Source organism: Paenibacillus sp. FSL H8-0260 (genome assembly GCF_045040625.1).
In the GTDB taxonomy this organism is placed as follows: domain Bacteria; phylum Bacillota; class Bacilli; order Paenibacillales; family Paenibacillaceae; genus Paenibacillus_AQ; species Paenibacillus_AQ odorifer.
Map to the genome: position 1 here is coordinate 2,790,327 of NZ_CP150298.1, position 20,762 is coordinate 2,811,088.

At 42.5% G+C, this 20,762-nt stretch carries 21 protein-coding genes, 1 tRNA gene and 1 pseudogene; 14 read left to right on the forward strand and 9 right to left on the reverse strand.

The genetic code is table 11. From position 1 onward, the window contains the following. Positions 1 to 22: 22 nt before the first annotated feature. Genes MHI51_RS12265 through MHI51_RS12275 form a run of 3 tightly spaced genes read left to right on the forward strand, consistent with a single transcriptional unit; the run spans position 23 to position 860 of the window. The gene (locus MHI51_RS12265) at positions 23 to 220 is read left to right on the forward strand and encodes a hypothetical protein (RefSeq protein ID WP_305953709.1); all 198 of its coding nucleotides are present in this window, start codon (positions 23 to 25) and stop codon (positions 218 to 220) included. Beyond that, entirely contained in the window at positions 183 to 521 is a 339-nt protein-coding gene (locus MHI51_RS12270) for a hypothetical protein (RefSeq protein WP_179087054.1), read from the forward strand. Before MHI51_RS12265 ends, MHI51_RS12270 begins: the two co-directional genes overlap by 38 nt. A gap of 12 nt (positions 522 to 533) precedes the next feature. Continuing rightward, the gene (locus MHI51_RS12275) at positions 534 to 860 is read left to right on the forward strand and encodes a YolD-like family protein (protein WP_076279830.1); all 327 of its coding nucleotides are present in this window, start codon (positions 534 to 536) and stop codon (positions 858 to 860) included. 162 nt (positions 861 to 1,022) lie between these two features. Here MHI51_RS12275 and MHI51_RS12280 read toward each other — a convergent pair whose 3' ends face one another. From MHI51_RS12280 to MHI51_RS12305, 6 genes are all read right to left on the reverse strand, one after another. Then, positions 1,023 to 1,850 (reverse strand): hypothetical protein, encoded by an 828-nt coding sequence (locus MHI51_RS12280; protein ID WP_076189826.1) that lies wholly within the window; start codon positions 1,848 to 1,850, stop codon positions 1,023 to 1,025. Positions 1,851 to 3,676: 1,826 nt separating this feature from the next. Then, positions 3,677 to 4,207, reverse strand: coding sequence for a GNAT family N-acetyltransferase (locus tag MHI51_RS12285; RefSeq protein WP_076219398.1), 531 nt, complete (start codon positions 4,205 to 4,207; stop codon positions 3,677 to 3,679). Between the two features lie 192 nt (positions 4,208 to 4,399). Beyond that, the gene (locus tag MHI51_RS12290; protein ID WP_076219399.1) at positions 4,400 to 4,651 is read right to left on the reverse strand and encodes a DUF3951 domain-containing protein; all 252 of its coding nucleotides are present in this window, start codon (positions 4,649 to 4,651) and stop codon (positions 4,400 to 4,402) included. A 1,756-nt stretch (positions 4,652 to 6,407) separates the two neighbouring features. Next, positions 6,408 to 6,479 (reverse strand) — tRNA-Val (locus tag MHI51_RS12295). 152 nt (positions 6,480 to 6,631) lie between these two features. Then, positions 6,632 to 6,934 carry a hypothetical protein gene (locus MHI51_RS12300; protein WP_036686108.1) on the reverse strand — a complete coding sequence of 101 codons (303 nt, stop codon included), beginning with the start codon at positions 6,932 to 6,934 and terminating at the stop codon, positions 6,632 to 6,634. Between the two features lie 162 nt (positions 6,935 to 7,096). Then, the gene (locus MHI51_RS12305) at positions 7,097 to 8,311 is read right to left on the reverse strand and encodes a copper amine oxidase N-terminal domain-containing protein (protein WP_405173908.1); all 1,215 of its coding nucleotides are present in this window, start codon (positions 8,309 to 8,311) and stop codon (positions 7,097 to 7,099) included. Positions 8,312 to 8,513: 202 nt separating this feature from the next. Here MHI51_RS12305 and MHI51_RS12310 point away from each other — a divergent pair. From MHI51_RS12310 to MHI51_RS12325, 4 genes and pseudogenes are all read left to right on the forward strand, one after another. After that, positions 8,514 to 9,555, forward strand: a pseudogene (locus tag MHI51_RS12310) (site-2 protease family protein). A 99-nt stretch (positions 9,556 to 9,654) separates the two neighbouring features. Then, positions 9,655 to 9,867, forward strand: a complete 213-nt coding sequence (locus MHI51_RS12315) for a hypothetical protein (protein WP_076219148.1) — start codon at positions 9,655 to 9,657, stop codon at positions 9,865 to 9,867. A gap of 107 nt (positions 9,868 to 9,974) precedes the next feature. Further along, positions 9,975 to 10,418 carry a GNAT family N-acetyltransferase gene (locus tag MHI51_RS12320; protein WP_076136093.1) on the forward strand — a complete coding sequence of 148 codons (444 nt, stop codon included), beginning with the start codon at positions 9,975 to 9,977 and terminating at the stop codon, positions 10,416 to 10,418. Positions 10,419 to 10,503: 85 nt separating this feature from the next. Beyond that, positions 10,504 to 10,743, forward strand: coding sequence for a DUF3892 domain-containing protein (locus MHI51_RS12325; RefSeq protein ID WP_036686113.1), 240 nt, complete (start codon positions 10,504 to 10,506; stop codon positions 10,741 to 10,743). A gap of 62 nt (positions 10,744 to 10,805) precedes the next feature. Here MHI51_RS12325 and MHI51_RS12330 read toward each other — a convergent pair whose 3' ends face one another. Then, a complete protein-coding gene (locus MHI51_RS12330; RefSeq protein WP_076219149.1) occupies positions 10,806 to 11,543 on the reverse strand; it encodes an MBL fold metallo-hydrolase in 738 nt (245 codons plus the stop codon). A 164-nt stretch (positions 11,544 to 11,707) separates the two neighbouring features. Between MHI51_RS12330 and MHI51_RS12335 the strand changes: the two genes are divergently transcribed. Both MHI51_RS12335 and MHI51_RS12340 read left to right on the forward strand, forming a co-directional pair. Beyond that, positions 11,708 to 12,262 (forward strand): copper amine oxidase, encoded by a 555-nt coding sequence (locus MHI51_RS12335; RefSeq protein ID WP_036686116.1) that lies wholly within the window; start codon positions 11,708 to 11,710, stop codon positions 12,260 to 12,262. Between the two features lie 80 nt (positions 12,263 to 12,342). Further along, positions 12,343 to 12,654: a DUF1292 domain-containing protein gene (locus MHI51_RS12340; protein ID WP_036686118.1), complete on the forward strand. Its 312-nt coding sequence runs from the start codon at positions 12,343 to 12,345 to the stop codon at positions 12,652 to 12,654. Between the two features lie 130 nt (positions 12,655 to 12,784). On the opposite strand, the gene MHI51_RS12345 is transcribed toward MHI51_RS12340, so the two are convergent. Further along, positions 12,785 to 14,260 carry an aminotransferase class I/II-fold pyridoxal phosphate-dependent enzyme gene (locus tag MHI51_RS12345; protein WP_036686120.1) on the reverse strand — a complete coding sequence of 492 codons (1,476 nt, stop codon included), beginning with the start codon at positions 14,258 to 14,260 and terminating at the stop codon, positions 12,785 to 12,787. Between the two features lie 97 nt (positions 14,261 to 14,357). Here MHI51_RS12345 and MHI51_RS12350 point away from each other — a divergent pair, with 97 nt between their 5' ends. The 4 genes from MHI51_RS12350 (at position 14,358) to MHI51_RS12365 (ending at position 18,989) form a co-directional block, all read left to right on the forward strand. Beyond that, entirely contained in the window at positions 14,358 to 15,647 is a 1,290-nt protein-coding gene (locus MHI51_RS12350) for an MFS transporter (RefSeq protein ID WP_076219150.1), read from the forward strand. 377 nt (positions 15,648 to 16,024) lie between these two features. Next, positions 16,025 to 16,621: a hypothetical protein gene (locus MHI51_RS12355; protein ID WP_036686566.1), complete on the forward strand. Its 597-nt coding sequence runs from the start codon at positions 16,025 to 16,027 to the stop codon at positions 16,619 to 16,621. A 259-nt stretch (positions 16,622 to 16,880) separates the two neighbouring features. Next, positions 16,881 to 18,296, forward strand: a complete 1,416-nt coding sequence (gene gndA, locus MHI51_RS12360) for an NADP-dependent phosphogluconate dehydrogenase (RefSeq protein ID WP_038570246.1) — start codon at positions 16,881 to 16,883, stop codon at positions 18,294 to 18,296. A 144-nt stretch (positions 18,297 to 18,440) separates the two neighbouring features. Further along, positions 18,441 to 18,989, forward strand: a complete 549-nt coding sequence (locus MHI51_RS12365) for a shikimate kinase (protein ID WP_235219530.1) — start codon at positions 18,441 to 18,443, stop codon at positions 18,987 to 18,989. A gap of 4 nt (positions 18,990 to 18,993) precedes the next feature. Here MHI51_RS12365 and MHI51_RS12370 read toward each other — a convergent pair whose 3' ends face one another. Beyond that, positions 18,994 to 19,299 carry a rhodanese-like domain-containing protein gene (locus MHI51_RS12370; protein WP_036686126.1) on the reverse strand — a complete coding sequence of 102 codons (306 nt, stop codon included), beginning with the start codon at positions 19,297 to 19,299 and terminating at the stop codon, positions 18,994 to 18,996. Between the two features lie 110 nt (positions 19,300 to 19,409). Between MHI51_RS12370 and aroA the strand changes: the two genes are divergently transcribed. Continuing rightward, a complete protein-coding gene (gene aroA, locus MHI51_RS12375) occupies positions 19,410 to 20,702 on the forward strand; it encodes a 3-phosphoshikimate 1-carboxyvinyltransferase (RefSeq protein WP_076129118.1) in 1,293 nt (430 codons plus the stop codon). The last annotated feature ends 60 nt before the right edge of the window (positions 20,703 to 20,762 follow it).

Consider the following 20,762-nt stretch of genomic DNA (forward strand, 5'->3'; position numbering starts at 1 on the left):
TATCCTTGGAAGGTGAGTAATTATGCAAATAAGTATGGGTCAAACCATTGAAATAGTGTACCAAGATAAATCAGGTAAGATATCTCAACGTAAAATTGATGTGAAAGGGATTCGTGGGGGATATATTCGCGCAACTTGCTTATCAACCGGAGCACCGCGCGTATTTCTGGAGGCTAATATTCTTGCTTGGCAGCCTGTGCAAAAGAAGCGCTATGCTTAGTGACACCGCCCGAAAGCTACTAATGATCATGCGCCACTCTGCCGTGCATCATGCTCATATGCCAACTCTACAGGAGTTAGAGATCAAGAGTGGACGGACACCAGATAAGATCATTAGTGGGCTTAGGGAATTAGTTAACGAAAAATATATAGAATGGACCCCACACACTCCACCCGAGAGCGCCCGAATTATTGAAGGCTGGGAAAGGATTGACCCTAGGTTTAAAAAGAGAAAGTCAGAGCCACAAGAGCTCCAGTGGGGGATAGATGGTAGTAAAACGAATTACTGGACGGATTATTAGGAGGGAAGCTTCATGATGAAAAAATTAGAGAACGTATGGGAGTGTAGCAGAATGATATTGCCCGAACATAAAAACCGGATTATAGATGACAATAATGAGCAGGAACGTCGTGAAAAACCCACTCTAGATCTACAGGAGATAGAGCGCTTTGAAATATTGTTATATCGTTCGATGGAAGAGCACAGCCCGATTACACTCACTCTGTTTGATCCCATGGAGAATATATTAAAACGAGGTATTGTGATGAAACTGGATAAACAACAGGGAATTAAACTCCGCTGGTCGGAGGAGGAGTGGGATTGGTTCAAGATGGAGGATGTTATTGCAATAACTACATAATGCACTTCATAAAAAACAGGTTAGGAGCAATCTCCTAACCCGCGCTGTACTTCTGATATTAATGTTCTGCTCCGTGGAATAAGACCACTGGTGAGGTACTTGGCAGTGCTGGCGCAATGCTGACGATAGTGAGGACCAACAATAAAGAGACGGCAAACTTTTTCATAGAGACTCAACCCTTTCTTTGAAATTTATTATTTTCTCTTCAAAATCTTTAATCTGAGTAGCATCAGCACATGAACGTAATGATTCGAAGTATACTACTGCTTGTTTAAAGATTTTATCAGAGTTTGTGACCTCTGCAGAATCTAATAATTTCATGCTATATTTGATAGCTGTATTATAATCTTGAATTTTTGTTTTATATCTGATCATATTAATAAAAAAAGTTTCTTGGTAGGAATTTATTATAATTTCATCAGCAGCGGTATCCTCAAATTTTGAAATACTATTAGAGAAAAGTTCTAAATGAGATTCAATGTTTAAATTGAAATTAGTAGCTGTCTTTAACAAAGTTATCAGTCCCGGTAGAACTTCTTTAGTGTTGGATAAAAGGAAAGAAACATAACGATCTATGAATTGAATATTTCCGGAAAGCACTTCTACTTCTAAGAGATTTGGCTCTGATATGTACTTATAATAGGCTACCTCATTTAATCCTTCAGCATCTAATCCCTTGAACCAACTCAAATCACTGTAAGCTTTAATGTAAGTTCGAGCTTTATCATAATTTTCGATTTCTTTGTGGGCTAGTCCCAACATAAGTAAGCTGTATCCATAATAATAAATTAAAGGTCGTTGGTGTTTTAGCTCCAGTTCATTATTGTGTGTGTAATTATTATAAATTTGAGTTATTCGGTTGAAAAAGGTATCTGCTAGTTTTAGAAGATTGGGCCAGCTTTCAAAAGAATATATCATTTTAAGAACTTTTACGGCTGGATCAAGATCTAGAAGATTTATATCTAAATCTAAATCGATATTTCCATCCAACGGCCTCACCTGCCTTTATTTTACATAATATACCTGTATTATACAATGTAATCAATAGATGGTCAATTAAGTGCTCCATATAAAAAATAGATGATTAATAGGGACCAATAAAGTAAATCTATCCATTATTGCGTCATGATGTGTGCCTGGGTAAGCTTTGGCCTGATGGCACTGTATTAGCTGAAAGTCCTTACTTCACGATCTCAGATGAGCTTGATTCGACTGTATTGTAATAATCGCGTTTATCAAATACTACCATTTTAAGGATTGTGTTACATATGTTTTATTTCATAAGAGGAGTCGCAACCAGCATGAGCCAAAAAAGCAAAAACCTTGTACTCGTTGCGGATTCGACGATGAATTTATAACAGATTATCTGGAAGGAGGAACAAGGAACAAGGAAGGTTAATGATATATTTTGTGGAAACTGAACAGCCCCAAGTAATCCAGTGAATTGATGAACAATACGAGATAAAACGTATTTGAAATATATGTTGAGGAGCTCTTGGACCTTCATAAAATTCGATTTCGTCAACAAAACCTGATTTTTTAGTAAAGGTTCAAAGAAGGTTTGTTTCTCTTGTAGACACAGAGGACAATTTTGTTAATATGGGGAAAACTATTTTTCGCAAAGTCAGGTAATAGCTTAAGCGGCATGATAAAGAAATAAAAATTATTCAAAAGGTGAGCCGCAGAAAAGCGACTCTTTTTGTTTTGCAGTCAGCCATTTGTAACGAAGGTTGTAATTAAACTATCCGAGGTGAACGGCTTCCAAACAGCAAACCTACCAGGAGCCATATAGAAGACGTACTTTACTTGCCCACATTGCAAGCATGAGTACGTGGCTTTTTATACAGATCGGAAGTAAGGGAGTTACAAGCAAAGATCAGACGAGTGCAGACTAAGCTTCAGAACCGAAGAGTTGATCAGGCTACAACGTTGAAGCAAGTCAAAGATATTCAAGCACAGATCAAGGCAGGCATGGATAGGCGAGATTGGAAATAGAGAAATGCATGAATTATTTCACCTATAACTCATCGGATCTAGCGAAGTTCATTTATTCAGGCGAGAAGTTTGAAGAATGAAAAAGACACTGGATTGTGAGGGTTAACCACCCTCTAAGTAGCAGAATAGCGAAACATATAGTTTAGCCCATAGAAATAAAGGATCAATAGAGCTACCGATCCAACAAACATCCAGATAATCACCTTTGTTCTACGATTCATTAAATCACCTCGATGTAATTTCCTGAATTATACCATAGGGGGTCATATCCAGTATGAGACAAAAAAGGGATACGGTGCGAATTTACCTTTTGGTGTCCACCGGAATCAATTAGCCACGTGGGACCCGAGTACCTGAAAGGCAGGCTTCCTAATATTAAAATTGATCGTCATATCGCTTTTATCAAAAAAAACACTACGGTCTTGAAGTAGCACGGTGGGGAAGGCTGAGGAAGGGAGCGAAAAGGCATGACACAGACAAACATTTGCCCCCGAGAGGGGGCAGAGGCGGCTAAGCTCGATCCGGAATCGGCTGTGCCGAGATTTTTTGTGAATATCTTTTCGGTAAAGAGGTGTTAATTTACTGGTTTCAAAAAAAGAGGCTAGGAGAGTCTGTCTAGCCTTCTACGTTTGGAAGATGTGATAACAGTTGCTCTACTTAATACACAGTACGAAGATACAGATCATTAAATGAGTAGGAGTAACCCTCCTCTCCCAAAGGCTATGACGAAGTAGACGCAAACTATTCATTTAGTTGAGCAACGTGAAAATATAGTAAATAAAAAGCCTACACCATAAAAATGTAGGCCCACTCATTAAAAGTTACTCTGTTACTAATTTTGAGAAAATGCTTAAATCAATAAACTTTCCTTTGGACTTTTCGCACTTTCTCATTGTTCCTTCGAATGTATAGTTTAACTTTTGCAAAACTCTTATGGAATTATTGTTTTCGGGTTCGACTTTTGCTTCTATCCTGTTGAAATTTAAAGTATTGAACGCATAATCCATCAGAGATTGAATGGCCTCAGGAGCATATCCCTTGCCCCAATAATCTTTACCAATATCATATCCAATCTCTGCTTTAGCATTTGAAGAATCTATAGAATTATAACCGCAGGAACCAATTATGCGATTTGATTCTAACTCAATTACGGAATAACGAATAGCTTTGTTTTCCAAAGACAGGTTATTAAGAATTTTAATCATTTCTACTGCTTGGCTTTCCTCAGTGAAACTATTGATATTCATAAACTTTGTAACCTCTGGATCAGACCAAATGTTAAACAAACTAGCAGAGTCAGATAATTTCATTTTTCGTAATATTAGTCTTTCGGTTTGTATTTCTGTAATCAATATATTACCTCCATTATCTATTTATTTTGGGGTTAAGATATCGATATCTGCGCATAGTTCAGTCCCTTCAATATTTAATTCAACACTATTATAACGTAAGAGTTTTTTTATGTCACAGTACGAAGATACAGATCATTCAAGGAGTAGGAGTGTCCCTCCAAAGGTCATGACGAAGTAGCAGCCTATTGTGCATCAGGGAAGAGAAGGTCGTCGTTTTGATAATGAAATAATGTTTTTGTCCTTATCATCACCATGGTCTGCATTTTCTTCTATCTCTTTTTTCTCATCGTGAAACTCAACAGGAGATTGGGCCGTGATGTAGTCAAATGGAGTGTAATTATTATTTGGTAATTTTCTTGTAAGGATTACCTTTACAATGATGATTCCTAATGAAAGATAGAAAATCGCGCCTATTCCAGCCAACATGAACAGTACTAATCTCATTGTTAACACCGCCTTTGTTTGATTTTATAATCAAATGTTAATATTTACAAGATTCAGGCCGCTGCGTACTATTCATTCGACTGAGATTTGATGCACAGTAGGAATATACAGTGACAAAGAGGGTTAAAAGCTCTCCTCTCTTATAGAATCTGATGATCGGGGGTTTGCCCTAAAAGAACCGACAAGTACGATCGGTGGGAATATAGTAGCTACAGCATGGTGAGCGACGATAAGTGTCCTTGCTGCGGGGGAAGAGTGATTCATCGCATTTGGAACGAAGAATTGGATTGTGTAAAAACAGATGATAGATGTCTCTCCTCCGAATATCAACGTAACTGGTCATATGGGCACACCTTCACTTCTAGTTGGCAGATGGGACGGAGGATACCCGTATAGCACATCTAATTCAGAGGTCGAGGAGATAGAATAGGAATTCTCTCGGCAGGTCAGGTTAGTACGAACCCGCCGTAAGGATCAGAGACACGCAAGTATTTCCGCAGATTAGCATGGAGAGAACGCGCCAATAATCGGACATAGCCAATAAGGAGAGATAAACGAAATGGAAAAATAACCAAAGTTCAAGAAATCAGGACTGAAACCGGAAGACAAATTAATCATGCATACATGATACGAAGCTTGGAAGGAAGTAAACAAGGATAAGGTATGGACGGTGAAATCGGAACCGTGGGACTTGCATCAGAGGTAGTGTTGCTGGAAGGTTTTTAATGGCGGGTTTGCGACTGAATATCTGAAGAAGGTAGAGGGTTAACCACCCTCTCCTATATAAAGGAGAGGACAAATAACCAGTATGTATAGAAAGAACAATTACGCAAACAAGTTGCTCAGCGTCAGGGGTTGTACAAATGCAGATATTATAATCGGGGGATGCCGGGTGACCTCAAACGATTGATGACGAGATAAATTAAACCCAACCAAGGGAGGAAAATTGTCAGTATGACAGCAATAACAATCTTCCATATTTCGGATTTCTTTTTCCACATAACTCTAGCAACAAAAATTGGAACAAGTATACGTAGTGCATATATTCCAATACCAATGAGTATATATTCCATTTCAAATTCTCCTTATGTATTATTTATTCTCTTTTTACTATCGGTTGGAAAATAAATCATTATTAACATCGCTTCAATTTATTTGAAAATACAATGAAGAAATGAGGCAAAACCATGAAATCGATAACCATCATGCAACCGTGGGCAACACTTATAGCATTAGGGGAAAAGATATATGGAACGTGTAGCTAGTCCACAAAGCACCGCTATATATGTTGCTTCAATTATCGCACTAGCTGCAGTCGTTATTTTTTTATAAAATCCAAATTTGAGAGGAGCAATTATGAATAAAAATTCAAATAGCAGCACACTTCAATAAGCAAACTAAGGAATCTAAAAAGGAACTTGTATAGTTCCACGTTAAAGGCGATGACGAGATCAGTGGAAGTTAAGGTGGTTGAATAAACACATAAGACTACTTCTAATTATCCCTCTGTACTCACAGCGAAGGAAATCCAACAAATACTTGGTAAGGTGAACTTCAAACCTATGAACTATTAAACTCGGGTCAATTTCATATCGTGCGGGTCGGAAAGACGATAAAAGTATCCAAGGATGTATTTCTAAAACGGTTACAGGGGGTAAAAAAAGTGGTGCCGATAATGGCACCACTTTGCTTTTTCTTACAACCTATAAATCTCTGAACAAAAGAAAAAGCCTTATATAATAAGGCTTTTTCAGTATAGGACGGATGGGGTTCGAACCCATGACCCCTACCCTGTCAAGATAGTGCTCTCCCGCTGAGCTACCGTCCTGCGACGAAATTTATAATACCATACGATAGAGTAGGATGGCAATTCTTTTTTATAATCAATATAGATGTAGAGTTGTATTTACTTCTTAATTTTCTCCGATTAAGTAGTTAAATAGCTAGAAAGGGGATGACCGTTCATCCCCCTGCACCGAGTCAGATAAAAAACGGGAGTAGAAATAGACTGCTTATTCCGAAAAAAGGGATACGGCGTGGATAGAAGCGGCGTCTTGGGTAAAAGCCGGGCTGGAACCCGAATTGTCTATAGTTCGACTGCTCGGCAGGCATTCCGTTCATACGATCGACCATTTCATTGCTGGGAACCGCAAGGGTGATATAGTTCTGATCCACGTGAGCGATGAAGCCGTCAAAGGATTGACCATCAGTCGTTACTATACCTACATATTTATTCATGCAATTCCAAGCGACCTGTTGATGAAAATTTGTATTTGATTCCATGGATATCCTCCTCGAATGTTTCAATCCTGATAACAGTCTATGGTCCTTAGCCTACAACGTTCACGGCGTTTGCCTATATGTAGGAAGGTTAATTTTCAGGGATAATCACTGAGGAGGATTCGATTAGTTCTTTAATCAATACACATGCTTGTGCTGTACTTTCTAATCAACATTATTCTTGGAGTTATTGGAATGAGCTTCAATGGAGTAGATAACTTCTTTTTTGCCAGTAAGCGGAGAGTCATTTATAAAATACAATTTGTCATCGCTCCGTTTTACGAATTTCAAAGTATCTCCTTTAAAAGGAACATCGTTATTTTCCGCATATTCCTGATCCTTTGCTGTGAGTAGCTCCTTATACAAAAGGGTTCGCTCGCCTGTTTGGCGGTCGATTAAGGTTAGCAATCCATTCTGATTTCCACGAAGCAGTATGATATCTTTATCAATGCTTTCTACATAGTAAGCATCTTCCTCGCCACCCAGCTTTACAAGATCAAGAGTATCTATTACATTGCCTGTGCCGTCTTGGATGAAACGTAAGGTATTACCATCATGCAAGATGAGGTTGCCATCATAAGGTTTGAAATCCGCATCTCCTCTGAACTGGTAAGCGAATGTGGCCTTGCGTAGTAATGCACCATTTTTGAATATGAGTGTGATTTCGCGTGTATTAATATGAGGCTCTCCATAGGAATCAATAATCTTAATGACTAGCAGACCCCCCGCCGTTTTCTCGATCTTCATTCCTGCCCAGTCAAAGTTTGTTTGGAGTGAAGTGAGTTTTATCACCGTATCCTTGCCTTGTGAGACATATAAATCACCATTAGCTTTGACCAGCATATAGGTACGCCCTCCAAAGGATTCTGTGAAAACATTGTAGGTCTTCAGATCATCTGCTAAAAGTGTGTTCGTTGTGGAGTCCAGACGGAGATGGCTGCCTTCGAAAGCCTTAACGATAAAACGGGCCGGCACATATATCCCATCTTCTTTGGATTTAAAAGGTATTCCTCCTAGATCTACCGCTTTCCCGTCAAGCACGCCAGTTTGACTCCCGATTCGAACAGCAAAACTTTTAGTCCAGCCTTTGAACAGAGCACGTTTGCCGGATTTATCCCATTCCATTTTTAAGCCAGCTTGTTCAGCGATCCCCCGAACATCTACGTAGATTACACCATTTTTGAGCAGCGCAGGTCCGCCTATGTTTCCACCAGGAATGCCAAATTGGTAGTATACTTGCGAAGTATTAGCAGAGGAAGCTTGGGCGAGCGCAGAGGACTCCGATACAGTTAATGAAGAGCTTGCTGACATGGTGGCAGGGAGTAAAAGTGTTGAGAGCATTAAGACGGATAACCAAGCTTTGGAGTGAAAAGAGAGCATATTAACCAACCCTTTCTTTATCTGGCAGTAAAATTTATCCATGATAGTTGGTTTGACGCTGAAACGTTTCTAAAAGTTGCGTCGTATACTTTCCGAAGGGCTCACTGTAGAAATATCCTTAATGCTTCTATGATAAGATAGATGGAACTGTACAGTAGTTTCTTAAAATTGAAAGATAAAGGAGCTTGTGATCTTGCCGCAAATGCAAAATGAGCAGAAAAAGAATACTTCTACTCCGCTGAAATGGTTGGGGGGCGGAGCCGCCATGCTCCTGTTAAAAGGAAAGGCGATTTTGTCTCTGCTCCATGATGGTTTCGATAGGGGCATATGCTTTGATTTATCCGTGGGGGTTTGCTATAGGTATTGTCCTGCTTTTGCTTGTTCATGAATTGGGACATGTTATAGCCGCTAAGCGGATCGGGTTACCCGTCAGCGCTCCGTTATTTATTCCTTTTTTAGGCGCGTTAATTACTATGAAAAAACATCCGCTGGATGCGAAGACAGAAGCGTATGTTGCTTTTGGCGGACCGATTCTGGGTACTATTGGGGCTACTGCTGTGTTTGGAGCGGCATATTATATGGATAGTCCACTTCTTTATTCCCTGGCTTATATAGGCTTATTGCTTAATTTGATTAACCTGCTGCCAATCCATCCGCTAGACGGTGGACGTATTGCTACCGCAGTTACGCGCTGGCTGTGGCTTGTGGGTCTGGTGGGTGGCTTAGCTATAATCGTTTACTTGCGTTCGATTTTGTTCTTTATCATCTGGGCAATGTTTGCTTACGATCTGTATAATAAATATGTGAAAAGACGTAACAACAACCGGCCGCAGTCTGTCACTAAGGGGTTCTTAATTCCCGTGGAGCCCTTGCGAGAGGCGGGTTACATGATTCCAGGAGCTGAGCATCGCCGGGATTTACCTTTTACTACCTACAGTGATCTAGAGAGACAGCAGTATGTTGTGGTCAGATGGGACCAGCTGAATTATTATGGCAAAGCTACACTGCCACAGCAATGTATTATTGAAAAGGTAAGAATTTCGCAGCTGGAGCAAGTAACGTTAGAGAATGGTCTTCATTTAAAAATGCAATGTGACATCAGCTGTACCGTGCACGATAATGATAAGTATTACGATGTGCCAGCCAGTACACGCTGGAAATATGGAACAGCTTATTTTGTTTTAGCAGGCTTTTTGGTTGGGATGATGTATCTAGTCCATTTGGTTGGAAACGTCAATCTCTAAGAGGGCAACTGGAATGAATAGCTCCTATTGTTTATAAAGCTCCTGAATCGTCAAAGCTGTAGTGAGTATAACTGCAGCTGCGATGAAAGGAGCTTTTTTATGTCTAAAATTGTGAAATGGGAAGTCGGCGTTTGCCTAGTGTTACTGCTGGGTGTAGTGGGGTGCTCTACGGTGAAACCCGCAAAAGTTATCGAAATCAATGAGATGACCAATCTGGATGGCAAATCTAAAAGTCAGTATCCTCCGTTGTCACCTGTGATGCAAGACGTATATAACCGTTCAATCCCTGAAGAAGTATATTCTGTGGATTAGTCTACTGAGAGGTTACGGATTCCATGTGTAGGCTTTTCTTTCTTGTCATTATTTTATATAATAGACAACTATCGTTGGCTACATAGAGAGAGGAGTTTGCAACTAACATGGCGGCAGAAATCTTACGGGTAACTACAGAGGAACAGCTTCAGATGGGGCTGGATATCCGTACTAAAGTATTTGTTGAGGAACAAAAGGTACCGGCCGAGGAAGAAATTGACGAATATGATGCCATCAGTCCGAATGCGCACCATATTCTGATTATAGATGAAGGGATACCTGTAGCAACGGGTAGATTGATCTATTACAAAGCAGGTACTGCTAAAATGCAGCGCATCGCCGTATTGAAAGACTATCGGGTCAAAGGATACGGACGTGTCTTGTTACTGGCGATGGAAGAGCTTGCTCGGGAGCTTGGACTGGAAGCTTCAATTCTAGATGCTCAGTGTCAGGCAGAGAATTTCTATAAGAAACTCGGCTATGAAGTTATTTCTACAGAACCATTTTATGATGCAGGTATATTACATGTACGGATGCAAAAAATGCTTTAAAGATGGCGCACATAATTATTGGACGCTCTACGCAAGCTAGGATGTGCCGAATGATGGCAAATCCAAGTGCAAGGGGCGAGCTAAAGTGCCAAATAACGAACGTGAATCTTTCGTAGCTGTTCAAAAAAATGGGGATGGCGATTTAACAAGCTTCCAGACCTCTACAGGACGTGTGCTGGCGTATGACCAAGCCCTGCAAGAAGTACAGGCCGGAAATATTGCCGGAGTGAACGCTTTTAAAGGTAAGGATGGAGAAACTTATATTCGCGGAGATGCGGATGGAGATCCAACTAACAATCTGGATAATTTGCCGACATTTTCATAGTTCTACACGAAAAGCCGTACATACGTCTACAGACGTTTATGTACGGCTTTTTTTTGTAAAGATCAGAGTTTATAGTTCACATGCTGCTCTAAAAATTCCATCTCTCCTGTAAGTCCGACGAAATCTGGTTGTTCATCGCTATAATGCATGAGCTTGATCCGCTCGCGAACATCTTTAGGCAGAGACATCAGCTCTTCCAGCGTGGTGTGAACAACGCCTGTTCCACCTAGTTGGCAGTCATGCAGGATGATCCGGATCCCGCGCTCCCGCACAAGGCTAATCAGTAGATCCGGCTGAAAGGTCATGTCCGCACTATAAAAAATCTCGTTGTTTATTAGAAGGGAATAACTGTTTTTCCCGGGAATATGCGGTGTTTGTATGATCTCTAATGAAAGAGTAGGAGAGAGCTTGTAGATATTTTCAGGCTGCATGGGCTTAACATCGAAGATATCAGATAAGGAAGACACAGCATCTTCTTGGTATAGACCTCCCTTTAACGTATTGTTCCATAAGGGCTCTATAAGTGTCTCGGGAAGAAGTAAGGTCATTTTTTTACCGTGCACATGCTTTAAGGTTAGTGCAAGCTCTTCCAGCCCTCCAACATGATCCGCATGAATATGTGTAATGAGCGTAGCATTTACGTCACTGAAGGATTTTTCAAGTCTATGCATGGCAAGCGGGGCTGTTATCCCGCAATCAATCAGCAGGGTGTAATTTTCATCTAGCAGCAAGCCATTGTTGTTAAAATATTTTTTCGCAAAAGCATTGCCTGTTCCTAGCATTTGTAGGCTTAGACTCATAAGAAAGAACCCTCCTGAAATCGGTTATAGCTAATGTTTCTACTTCGAATAAGACCATAATATCATTTTTCGCAAGATCAATGAAATATTTACCTGAAATCAGCGCAACTTGCTGAAACAAAGTAAGTATATATTAACAGCATGAATTATCTGGAGGGTCTCAAATGAATAGATGGAAAAAAATCACTTTGTGCGTGTTTGCTTTTTCCTTAATGGGTGGCTCATTATTATTCGCCGATTCCGTTAATCAGAAAATTAGAGTATGGAGCAACGGAAAAGAAATTGTAGACGGCGGTTATCTAATTGATGGAAAAACGTACATTCCTGCTAGAGAAACAGGCGGGGTTGTTACTTGGGACGGTTCTGGGAAAGTTACGATCCTTAAACCTAATGTCCATATTGTACTTTTTAAAGGGGATACGGTTTTTGGCAATGTCAATGTAGGCAAGCTGAAAATAAAGATATTAACTCAGGTAGATAGTCTGACCGAAGAGATTTCAGCAGTGAAAGTGGCCATGACAGATCCGTCTGGAAACGTTAAGGATATTCAGTCACAGGTGCTTGAAGGCTCGCAGAAGGATAATTTCTGGTTTCCAACCTCGGAGTTTACTTATGATTTTAAAGAAGCGGGCAAATACCGGGTAGGCTTCTATATTAAGCCCTCCAAAAATGCCGATTACGTACTTGTGTCGGAGAAGGTAATAACAGCGTTAAATTAGGTGTTCTAAATTGACCTGAACTAATCTAACGTGGTACGATACCAGATGTAGGATAATACAATTCAAAGTGAGGTATTACAATGAGCGATCACAAACATGAGCATGGTGAAGCATGCGGTTGCGGGCATGATCACGACCATGAGCACGAGGAGTTTGTGCTGACCTTGACGAACGAGCAGGGCGAAGATGTGGAAATGGTGCTTGTAGAAACGTTCGACATAGGCGAGAAATTATATGCTCTGTTGTTAGAGCGCGAGAATCCAGAAGCAGACGGCATTATTCTGCGTATGGAAGAAGAAGACGAAGAAATGGTATTGTATAATATCGAAGATGAAGAAGAATGGAAAGCTGTTGAAGAAGCTTACAACAATCTGCTTGCTCAGCAAGAATAGATTCTAGCGACTAAACTTAAGCTGTTCTATGTGAATGGAACAGTTGATGCTTATATACAGAAACCCGATACTCATTATGGTATCGGGTTTTTGTATAAATGATTTAAGTTTTTAAGGAAAAAGATAGATCTTAGGATATAGGATCGGCTTCAACAATCACCTTAACATTAGTGATGCTGCGGTCCTCAGGCCCTTTAACCGGCAGGCCGATTTCGACGTGGTCGATAATGTAGTCGATATTATCCTGAGTAATGACTTCGCCAGGGAGGAGAATCGGTATCCCCGGTGGATATACATAGATAAACTCTGCAATGATGTACCCAGCAGATTCGCGGAACGGAACTAACTGAGTGTCAGCATAAAAAGCATCTCTTGGAATTAAAGCAAGCTGCGGGATTTCTGGAACCTGAACCTTCAGTTCATAGATTTCACCCTTGCTATAATGGATAGCGGATAGCACCCGTAAAGCAGCTAATAATTTATCTACTGATTCTTGAGTATCACCTGGGGTAATAAGGCAAAGAATATTATACATGTCACTCAGTTCAACTTCGATGTTGTATTTCTCACGCAGCCAGTTTTCGGTTTCGTAACCAGTGATCCCTAAATGGCGAACGTGAATGTTAAGTTTGGTTGGATCTAGATCGAAAGTTGCTTCTGTTCCAAGTATTTCTTTACCAAAGCTGTACAAGCCTTCGATAGTGTTAATGGTCTCGCGTGCGTAGTTGGACAATTGGATGGTTCTTTCCGCCATTTCATGTCCGTTCAGCGCGAGATTGCGTCTAGATGTATCGAGAGACGCTAATAAAATATATGAGGTTGATGTTGTAGTCAGCATGCTCATAATGGTCTGCACCCGTTGTGGGTTAATCAGCCCAGTCTTCGCATTTAGATTCAGTACCGAGCTTTGCGTCATGGAACCACCAAGCTTATGCACACTAGTGGCAGCTATGTCCGCACCGGCCTGCATGGCCGATACCGGCAGATCCTCATGAAAATGAATCAGTACTCCATGTGCCTCGTCCACCAGAACGGGTACCCCGTAACGGTGAGCCAGGTCGACAATCGAACGCAGGTCGGCACATACGCCGAAGTACGTTGGATTGATAACTAGAACTCCTTTAGCGTCTGGATGACGCTTTAACGCTCGTTCCAGCGCACTGGTGGTTATGCCGTGATCTATCCCGAGATTCTCATCCTGTACAGGCGAGACGAACACAGGCTTGGCTCCGGAGAAGATAATGGCCGACATTACGGATTTATGAATGTTACGCGGCACAATTATTTTTTCACCCGGTGAGCAGACAGAGAGGATCATCGTCATGATGGCATTGCTCGTGCCCTGTACGCTAAAATACGTATAGTCGGCGCCGAAAGCCTTCGCAGCCAGCTTTTGAGCCTCCTGGATTACGCCAGTTGGCTGATGTAGATCATCAAGCGGTGCGATGTTGATTAGATCTATGGATAGAGCGTTATCGCCGATAAACTCACGGAATTCGGCATCGGTTCCTAGCCCCTTCTTATGCCCGGGAATATGAAATTGAACTGGATTGCCGGCGGCATGCTTTTTTAGAGCTGTGAAGAGGGGAGTACGGTGTTGATTCATTTAATGCTGTCACAACCTTTCGCGAATAGTTAATTTTTAAGGCAAGCATCAGTATAACAAAACAATCTTCAGAATACTAGGATTTGGATGTGATAGAATGTCCACGAAAGCTGAACAACGGATGAATATTAGTTTAGCATCACCATTTATTGTTGAGATGTGGGTAATTATTTTTTTAGTTGAATTTGTTAAAGGTTCGCTGCTTGTTGCTTTATTGCCAGTGTATATGGAGAATATACTGGGGCTGTCGGTGACAGTAGTGGGATTCGCTTTTGCCCTACAGTATTTGGGGGACAACGTCTTCCGCAGCCCTTCAGGCTGGGTTATGGAGCGCATAGGGTTCCGCTGGACGATGACAAGTGCATTGCTGCTGATTCTAGTAGCCATTGGTTTGATCATCTATGCCAAAACGGCCGTTGCGTTATCCATCGCCTGTCTCATTCTTGGGATCGGGACCTCACCGCTTTGGCCATGTGTGATGACCGGGATTACCGAGCTGGCCGGATCAACCAAAAGCGGCAGCAGTGGTGCGGCCATGGGCGCTGTTGAGATGGCTTCTCTCGCAGGAACAGGAATCGGTCCAATTGTTGTGAATTTTTTAATGGATCAGGGTGGACAAAGCTATCACGTAGCTTTTCTAGTCTTGTTAGGTTGTGCTGCCGCTGTAGTTGTAGTAGCCCTTTTCTTACCTAAACGAATCTCTTCTAGCGGGTCTCATGCTGTCGTGAGGGACATGCATGGACTTGGTGGAGCAATGGAGCGTAAAAAGCTTAGTCCGTTAGAAAGTATAAAAAGAACGCTGCATCAGGTGAGAACTACGCTGAAAGTCAGCAGATGGCTGTACCCGGCGTTGTTCCTACAGGCCTTCGCCATTGGCTTGATGACACCTGTAGTTACCTTGTTCGCACGTACAGAGCTGCATGTTAGTCCCAATCAATTCAGTTTACTCCTCATTGCAGGGGGAGGGATTACAGTTCTTGCACTTATTCCCGCAGGTAAGCTGGTGGACCGTATAGGGACAACGGTGTTTCTGAATATAGGTTTTTTGTTAGCTGCCTTTTCGCTGGCCTTTTTCTCTCAGGTTCGCTGGCTGCCACTTGCCTTTATCGCGGTGGCACTGGTCGGTATAAGCTACGCGCTTATCCTCCCGGCATGGAATGCCTTTCTGGCTAAGCAAGTACCTAAGGGAGAACGAGGGACGGTCTGGGGGCTGTTCCTGACACTCCAAGGCTCAGGAATGGTAGCGGGGCCAGTATTATCAGGTAGATTATGGGATCATGTAGGACATGGTGTCCCATTCCTGGCAAGTGCTATTGTAATGCTGATGCTCTTCGGGCTGCATCTGCTTATCGTGCATAGAACGAAACAGAAATTTAAGACTAGCTGAGGAAAAAAAGCCGCTGATAACCGGAGAATGATCCGGTATATCAGCGGCTTTTTAGAAAATTAGAAGGACATACGATATAACAGAAGTAAGTTTCGAAGGTCTTCTGTATGACACTGTGCAGCTGAAGGACTAGAACGTTTATGCTCCAAAAGGACTAAAAGGCATTAAAATTCTCGATCAGCGTTTGGAGAAAGGCTGTTGCGGGTAAAAATAGTCAATAAACCAAGTTACCGCTACATAAACTGAAGTATAAAATAAGATTAAGACGAACGCAAAAAGGAAGTTAACTCAAGAAGAGGTCCGGCAGCCATGATTACTCTGGAATTGAACTAATGAAGGTTGGCTTTACAGATGTGAAGCTGTTAGGGGGGAGTGCCGTGAACAAAAACGACGAGGTGGAATATTGTAACCTGGAACTGCGGTTCGACAGACAGCATATCCAGGACCTGATCAAGGATTTGATTCAAGAAGGTTATTCCCTATATTGGAGCGAGAATGAACAGGTCTTTGTGATTTCGGTCCGTACGGGTCGTAAGTTAGTGAAATTGCGGTTTCAAAGGATTAAAGACGGCTATAAGCTTGTGGGCGATTATATGATCCGTGATGCTCGCTTGTCAGAGTGGATGGAGAAATTAATTGGGGATATGCGCGGGCATGCAATCGTTAAACGTTTCCGGGATCGGCAGATTATTATTGAAAATATTTTGTTTGGCGAAGTGATTCGCCTAGTTGAAATTTCTGGTTATCAGCAGCGCGTGTTATATCAGAAGGGACCTATGCTCACAGATGAGGAGCTGACAAGACTCTTTTATTCTATTGAAGGGGAAGAACGGGTTCGCCAGCGGAGAATTGAAGTAGATGAACAGTTGGATCGGTTAAATGATGCCCTAAAGGCTGGAGATACGGTTCGCGCGGACAAATGTCGAGCTGAGCTTGCCTTTTTGACCAAGGAATTGTTTATGTTAGAATGGTAAGCAAGTGCCGCAAATGTTCTTTCAAGGCACCCCGTTCATCGGGGTGTCTTATATTTGTATTGGAACTTGCATACAGGGGTTCACTTCTGACGTTAAAAACGTTAAAATAGTCATTGTGATCATTTCTTAGACTGAATTTGTCAATGAAATTGATCTCTATTCGCAGGGCAGGCTTTGCTGTCTCTGATAAAGGGTGGTATTCTTATACTGCGAGAAATGGATTTCACAAAAATATAGGGTGCAAAGGGTGGAGGACCAGATGGCAAAACAACAAATCGGCGTTATTGGCTTGGCGGTAATGGGCAAGAATTTGGCTCTAAATATCGAAAGCAAAGGTTTTTCCGTATCCGTATTCAACCGCTCCCCGGAGAAGACACATGATCTTCTTGCTGAAGCGGAAGGTAAAAACCTCGTAGGCACATTTTCCGTTGAGGAATTTGTAGCTTCGCTGGAAACACCGCGCAAAATTCTGATCATGGTTCAAGCTGGTAAAGCTACTGATGCTACCATCGAGCAACTGCTGCCGCATCTTGATCAAGGCGACATCATTATCGACGGAGGGAATGCTTACTTCCCTGATACAGTTCGTCGTAGTAAAGAGCTGGAAGAAAAGGGTTTCCGCTTTATCGGTACTGGAGTTTCCGGTGGTGAAGAAGGTGCTCTTAAAGGTCCTTCGATTATGCCAGGTGGTCAAGAAAGTGCGTATAAACTTGTAGAGCCTATCCTAACGGCAATCTCAGCCAAAGTTGACGGAGAGCCTTGCTGTACATATATCGGACCTGACGGTGCAGGACACTATGTTAAAATGGTGCACAACGGTATCGAATATGGTGATATGCAATTGATCTGTGAAGCTTATCAGTTGTTGAAAGATGTTCTAGGTCTGGATGCAAAAGAACTTCACAATATTTTCAAAGAGTGGAACAGCGGCGAGCTCGACAGCTACCTGATCGAGATCACTACTGATATCTTTGCTCAATACGACGAAGAAACCGGCAAACCTATGGTTGACGTTATCCTTGATTCCGCTGGCCAAAAGGGTACTGGTAAATGGACAAGCCAAAGCTCACTTGATCTTGGTGTACCTCTGTCCATGATTACCGAATCCGTATTCTCCCGCTTCCTGTCTGCTATGAAGGATGAGCGCGTAGAAGCAAGCAAAGTGCTTAACGGACCAGAAGCAACAACATTTGAAGGTGACAAAGCCGAATTCATCGAGAACGTGCGTAAAGCATTGTTCGCGAGCAAAATCGTATCCTACGCGCAAGGTTTCGCTCAACTTCGCGTAGCTTCCGACGAATATGGTTGGGATCTGAAATATGGCGAGCTGGCTAAAATCTGGCGCGGCGGCTGCATTATCCGTTCCCGTTTCCTGCAAAATATCACAGATGCTTATGAGAACAATGCAGAGCTTAAGAACCTGCTTCTTGATCCTTTCTTCAAGAATGTTATGGACAATTACCAATCTGCATGGCGTAAAGTCATTGCTTCTGCGGTAACTTTGGGTGTTCCAGTTCCTGGATTCTCCAGCGCATTGGCTTACTATGACAGCTACCGTACAGAACGTTTGCCTGCTAACTTGCTTCAGGCTCAACGTGATTACTTTGGCGCTCACACCTTCAAACGTGTGGACAAAGAAGGCGTCTTCCACCACAACTGGATGGCAGCGGAATAATCTAATTGACGGTATGACAAGCGGCCCGGACGGCTTCACCAGAAATGGGGAGCCTTTCGGGTCTTTTTTTACTGGAAGAAGCGGATTGTCTAATGTTTTGACCCTGTGTTATGATATGACAAATATCGCGGTTGGAGGATAGTCATGGCTGGGGATACAGAAGAACTAAAAACGATGAGTCAGGAAGATAAGAACAAAAACATTATTTTAGTAGGGATGATGGCGACTGGTAAGTCAACCGTTGGTGCTATTTTGGCTGAGGAGCTGGGCTATGAGCTGGTTGATTTGGATCATGTCATTATTGAGACTGAAGGCAGAAGCATTGCAGAAATCTTCGCAGAAGATGGTGAGGAATACTTTCGAAGCGTAGAAACTGCGGTTCTAAAGCAAATGCTAGAGTCTGAGAATAAATTAATATCCACGGGTGGAGGCGCGGTATTGGCGCCGGGAAATACAGCCTTAATGCTGAGTAAAGGGCATGTAGTTGCGCTAACGGCAACTGAGGAAGAGATTATTGCACGTGTTAGCGGGGATGAGAATCGTCCGCTGCTCGCCGGCAATGCAGAAGAACGGGTCAGACGAATCATGGAAGATCGCCAGGATGCATACCTATTCGCGCATTACACGGTCGATACAACGGGACTGACTGCGGCAGAAGTGTCGCAACATATTTTAATGCATTACCGCGGTTGAGCTTTTAAGAGAGTGTCTCATTCCATTCAATCATACCGCCGCTAAGGTTCGCAGCGTTATAACCAAATTGCTGTAGATATTCGCAGACACGTTGGCTGCGGGCACCGGAACGGCAAATGAAGATCACTTTGGCATCGCTTGGAATATCCTCTGTACGGTGTGGAATTTCTCCCATAGGGATATGTTGTGCACCGGGAATCATCCCAAAGGCCACCTCTTCGTCTTCGCGAACATCGATGAGTACAAGGTCTTCACCTGTCTCTATACACTGCCGTAATTCTTGCGGTGTGATTTGTGGTACATTATGCATGGGTTTGACCTCTTTTCATCAGAAGAATGGTTTAATGATAACACAAGAACAGAATACCCTGTCAAACAAGCATTACATACCCACTACATCTACTAAGGAGAGTTTATATTATGGACGTTATTGTTAGGCCAACGCCATCTCTGCAAGGAGAATTTGGAGCCCTCTCTTCCAAAAACTATACGACACGTTATCTGCTGGTTGCGGCATTGTCTGAAGGAGTAAGTACGATTTATCATCCTGCACATAGTGAGGATAGCGACGCGATCCGCCGCTGCATAGCAGATTTGGGTGCTGTGCTTACAGAAGATGAGGAAAAGATTGTGATTCAAGGCTTCGGACGTCACCCAAAAGACGTTAAAGAACTTAATGTAGGAAATGCCGGAGCAGTACTGCGTTTTCTTATGGCTGTGGCCGCGTTAAGTCCTGAGGTTACTTTTGTAAATACGTATCCAGACTCATTGGGCAAACGTCCGCATGACGACTTGATTGTGTCGTTGGAACAGCTAGGTGTTCAGGTGGAGCATAATGAAGGGAAACTGCCGATCACGATCCGTGGGGGTAAACCGGTTGGAGGCAGAATTACTGTCTCTGGTGCAGTAAGCTCCCAGTTCTTAAGTGCTCTACTGTTTCTGACACCATTGCTTGAAGAAGATAGTGAAATTATTGTCCTCGATGATTTGAAATCGAAGGTTGTCGTGGGCCAGACCTTGGAAGTGTTGGAGCAGGCAGGTATTGTGGTGCACGCCGCGGATGATTACATGTCCTTTAAAGTTCCAGGTCGTCAAGCTTATGCAGCTAAATCATATACTGTTCAAGGTGACTATCCAGGCTCTGCGGCAATCCTTGCGGCGGCTGCCGTTACAAAGTCGGATGTGAAAATTCACCGTCTTGCAGAACAAAGTAAACAAGGTGAAAGAGCTATTGTTGATGTGCTGCGGATGATGGAAGTTCCTCTTACACATGAAGAGGGTACAGTACATGTCCAAGGGAACGGTATCCTAAAAGCTGTTGAATTCGATGGAGATGCTGCAACAGATGCGGTACTGGCCATGGTGGCTGCTGCAGTATTTGCAGAAGGTACCTCCCGATTCTACAACGTTGAGAATTTGCGCTATAAGGAATGTGATCGCATTACCGATTACTTGGCAGAGTTAACCCGTGCCGGAGCCAAGGTAGAAGAACGCCGCGATGAGATTATTGTTCACGGCATGCCCGAAGGTGTCGAAGGCGGAGTCACCATTAATGCGCATTATGATCACCGCGTAATTATGGCACTATCCGTAGTAGGCTTGCGTGCGCGTCAACCTCTTTTGATTAAGGATGCACATCATGTGGCAAAATCTTATCCGCAATATTTTGATCACTTGCGTGCGCTTGGTGCGAATGTGGAGTGGGTACAATAGGAATAAGGGAGCTAGCGTATCTAGCTTCAGTTCTAGCTTCAGTTAAACAAGGATCATTAA

What these genes read in the sequence shown, in the direction of transcription:
- MHI51_RS12335 (WP_036686116.1), top strand. Translation starts at nt 11,708, where the DNA reads ATGAATAGATGGAAAAAAATCACTTTGTGCGTGTTTGCTTTTTCCTTA.
- MHI51_RS12265 (WP_305953709.1), top strand. Translation starts at nt 23, where the DNA reads ATGCAAATAAGTATGGGTCAAACCATTGAAATAGTGTACCAAGATAAA.
- MHI51_RS12290 (WP_076219399.1), bottom strand. Translation starts at nt 4,651, where the DNA reads ATGAGATTAGTACTGTTCATGTTGGCTGGAATAGGCGCGATTTTCTAT.
- MHI51_RS12350 (WP_076219150.1), top strand. Translation starts at nt 14,358, where the DNA reads ATGTCCACGAAAGCTGAACAACGGATGAATATTAGTTTAGCATCACCA.
- MHI51_RS12315 (WP_076219148.1), top strand. Translation starts at nt 9,655, where the DNA reads ATGTCTAAAATTGTGAAATGGGAAGTCGGCGTTTGCCTAGTGTTACTG.
- MHI51_RS12320 (WP_076136093.1), top strand. Translation starts at nt 9,975, where the DNA reads ATGGCGGCAGAAATCTTACGGGTAACTACAGAGGAACAGCTTCAGATG.
- gndA (WP_038570246.1), top strand. Translation starts at nt 16,881, where the DNA reads ATGGCAAAACAACAAATCGGCGTTATTGGCTTGGCGGTAATGGGCAAG.
- MHI51_RS12365 (WP_235219530.1), top strand. Translation starts at nt 18,441, where the DNA reads ATGGCTGGGGATACAGAAGAACTAAAAACGATGAGTCAGGAAGATAAG.
- MHI51_RS12340 (WP_036686118.1), top strand. Translation starts at nt 12,343, where the DNA reads ATGAGCGATCACAAACATGAGCATGGTGAAGCATGCGGTTGCGGGCAT.
- MHI51_RS12305 (WP_405173908.1), bottom strand. Translation starts at nt 8,311, where the DNA reads ATGCTCTCTTTTCACTCCAAAGCTTGGTTATCCGTCTTAATGCTCTCA.
- MHI51_RS12330 (WP_076219149.1), bottom strand. Translation starts at nt 11,543, where the DNA reads ATGAGTCTAAGCCTACAAATGCTAGGAACAGGCAATGCTTTTGCGAAA.
- aroA (WP_076129118.1), top strand. Translation starts at nt 19,410, where the DNA reads ATGGACGTTATTGTTAGGCCAACGCCATCTCTGCAAGGAGAATTTGGA.
- MHI51_RS12345 (WP_036686120.1), bottom strand. Translation starts at nt 14,260, where the DNA reads ATGAATCAACACCGTACTCCCCTCTTCACAGCTCTAAAAAAGCATGCC.
- MHI51_RS12300 (WP_036686108.1), bottom strand. Translation starts at nt 6,934, where the DNA reads ATGGAATCAAATACAAATTTTCATCAACAGGTCGCTTGGAATTGCATG.
- MHI51_RS12370 (WP_036686126.1), bottom strand. Translation starts at nt 19,299, where the DNA reads ATGCATAATGTACCACAAATCACACCGCAAGAATTACGGCAGTGTATA.
- MHI51_RS12275 (WP_076279830.1), top strand. Translation starts at nt 534, where the DNA reads ATGATGAAAAAATTAGAGAACGTATGGGAGTGTAGCAGAATGATATTG.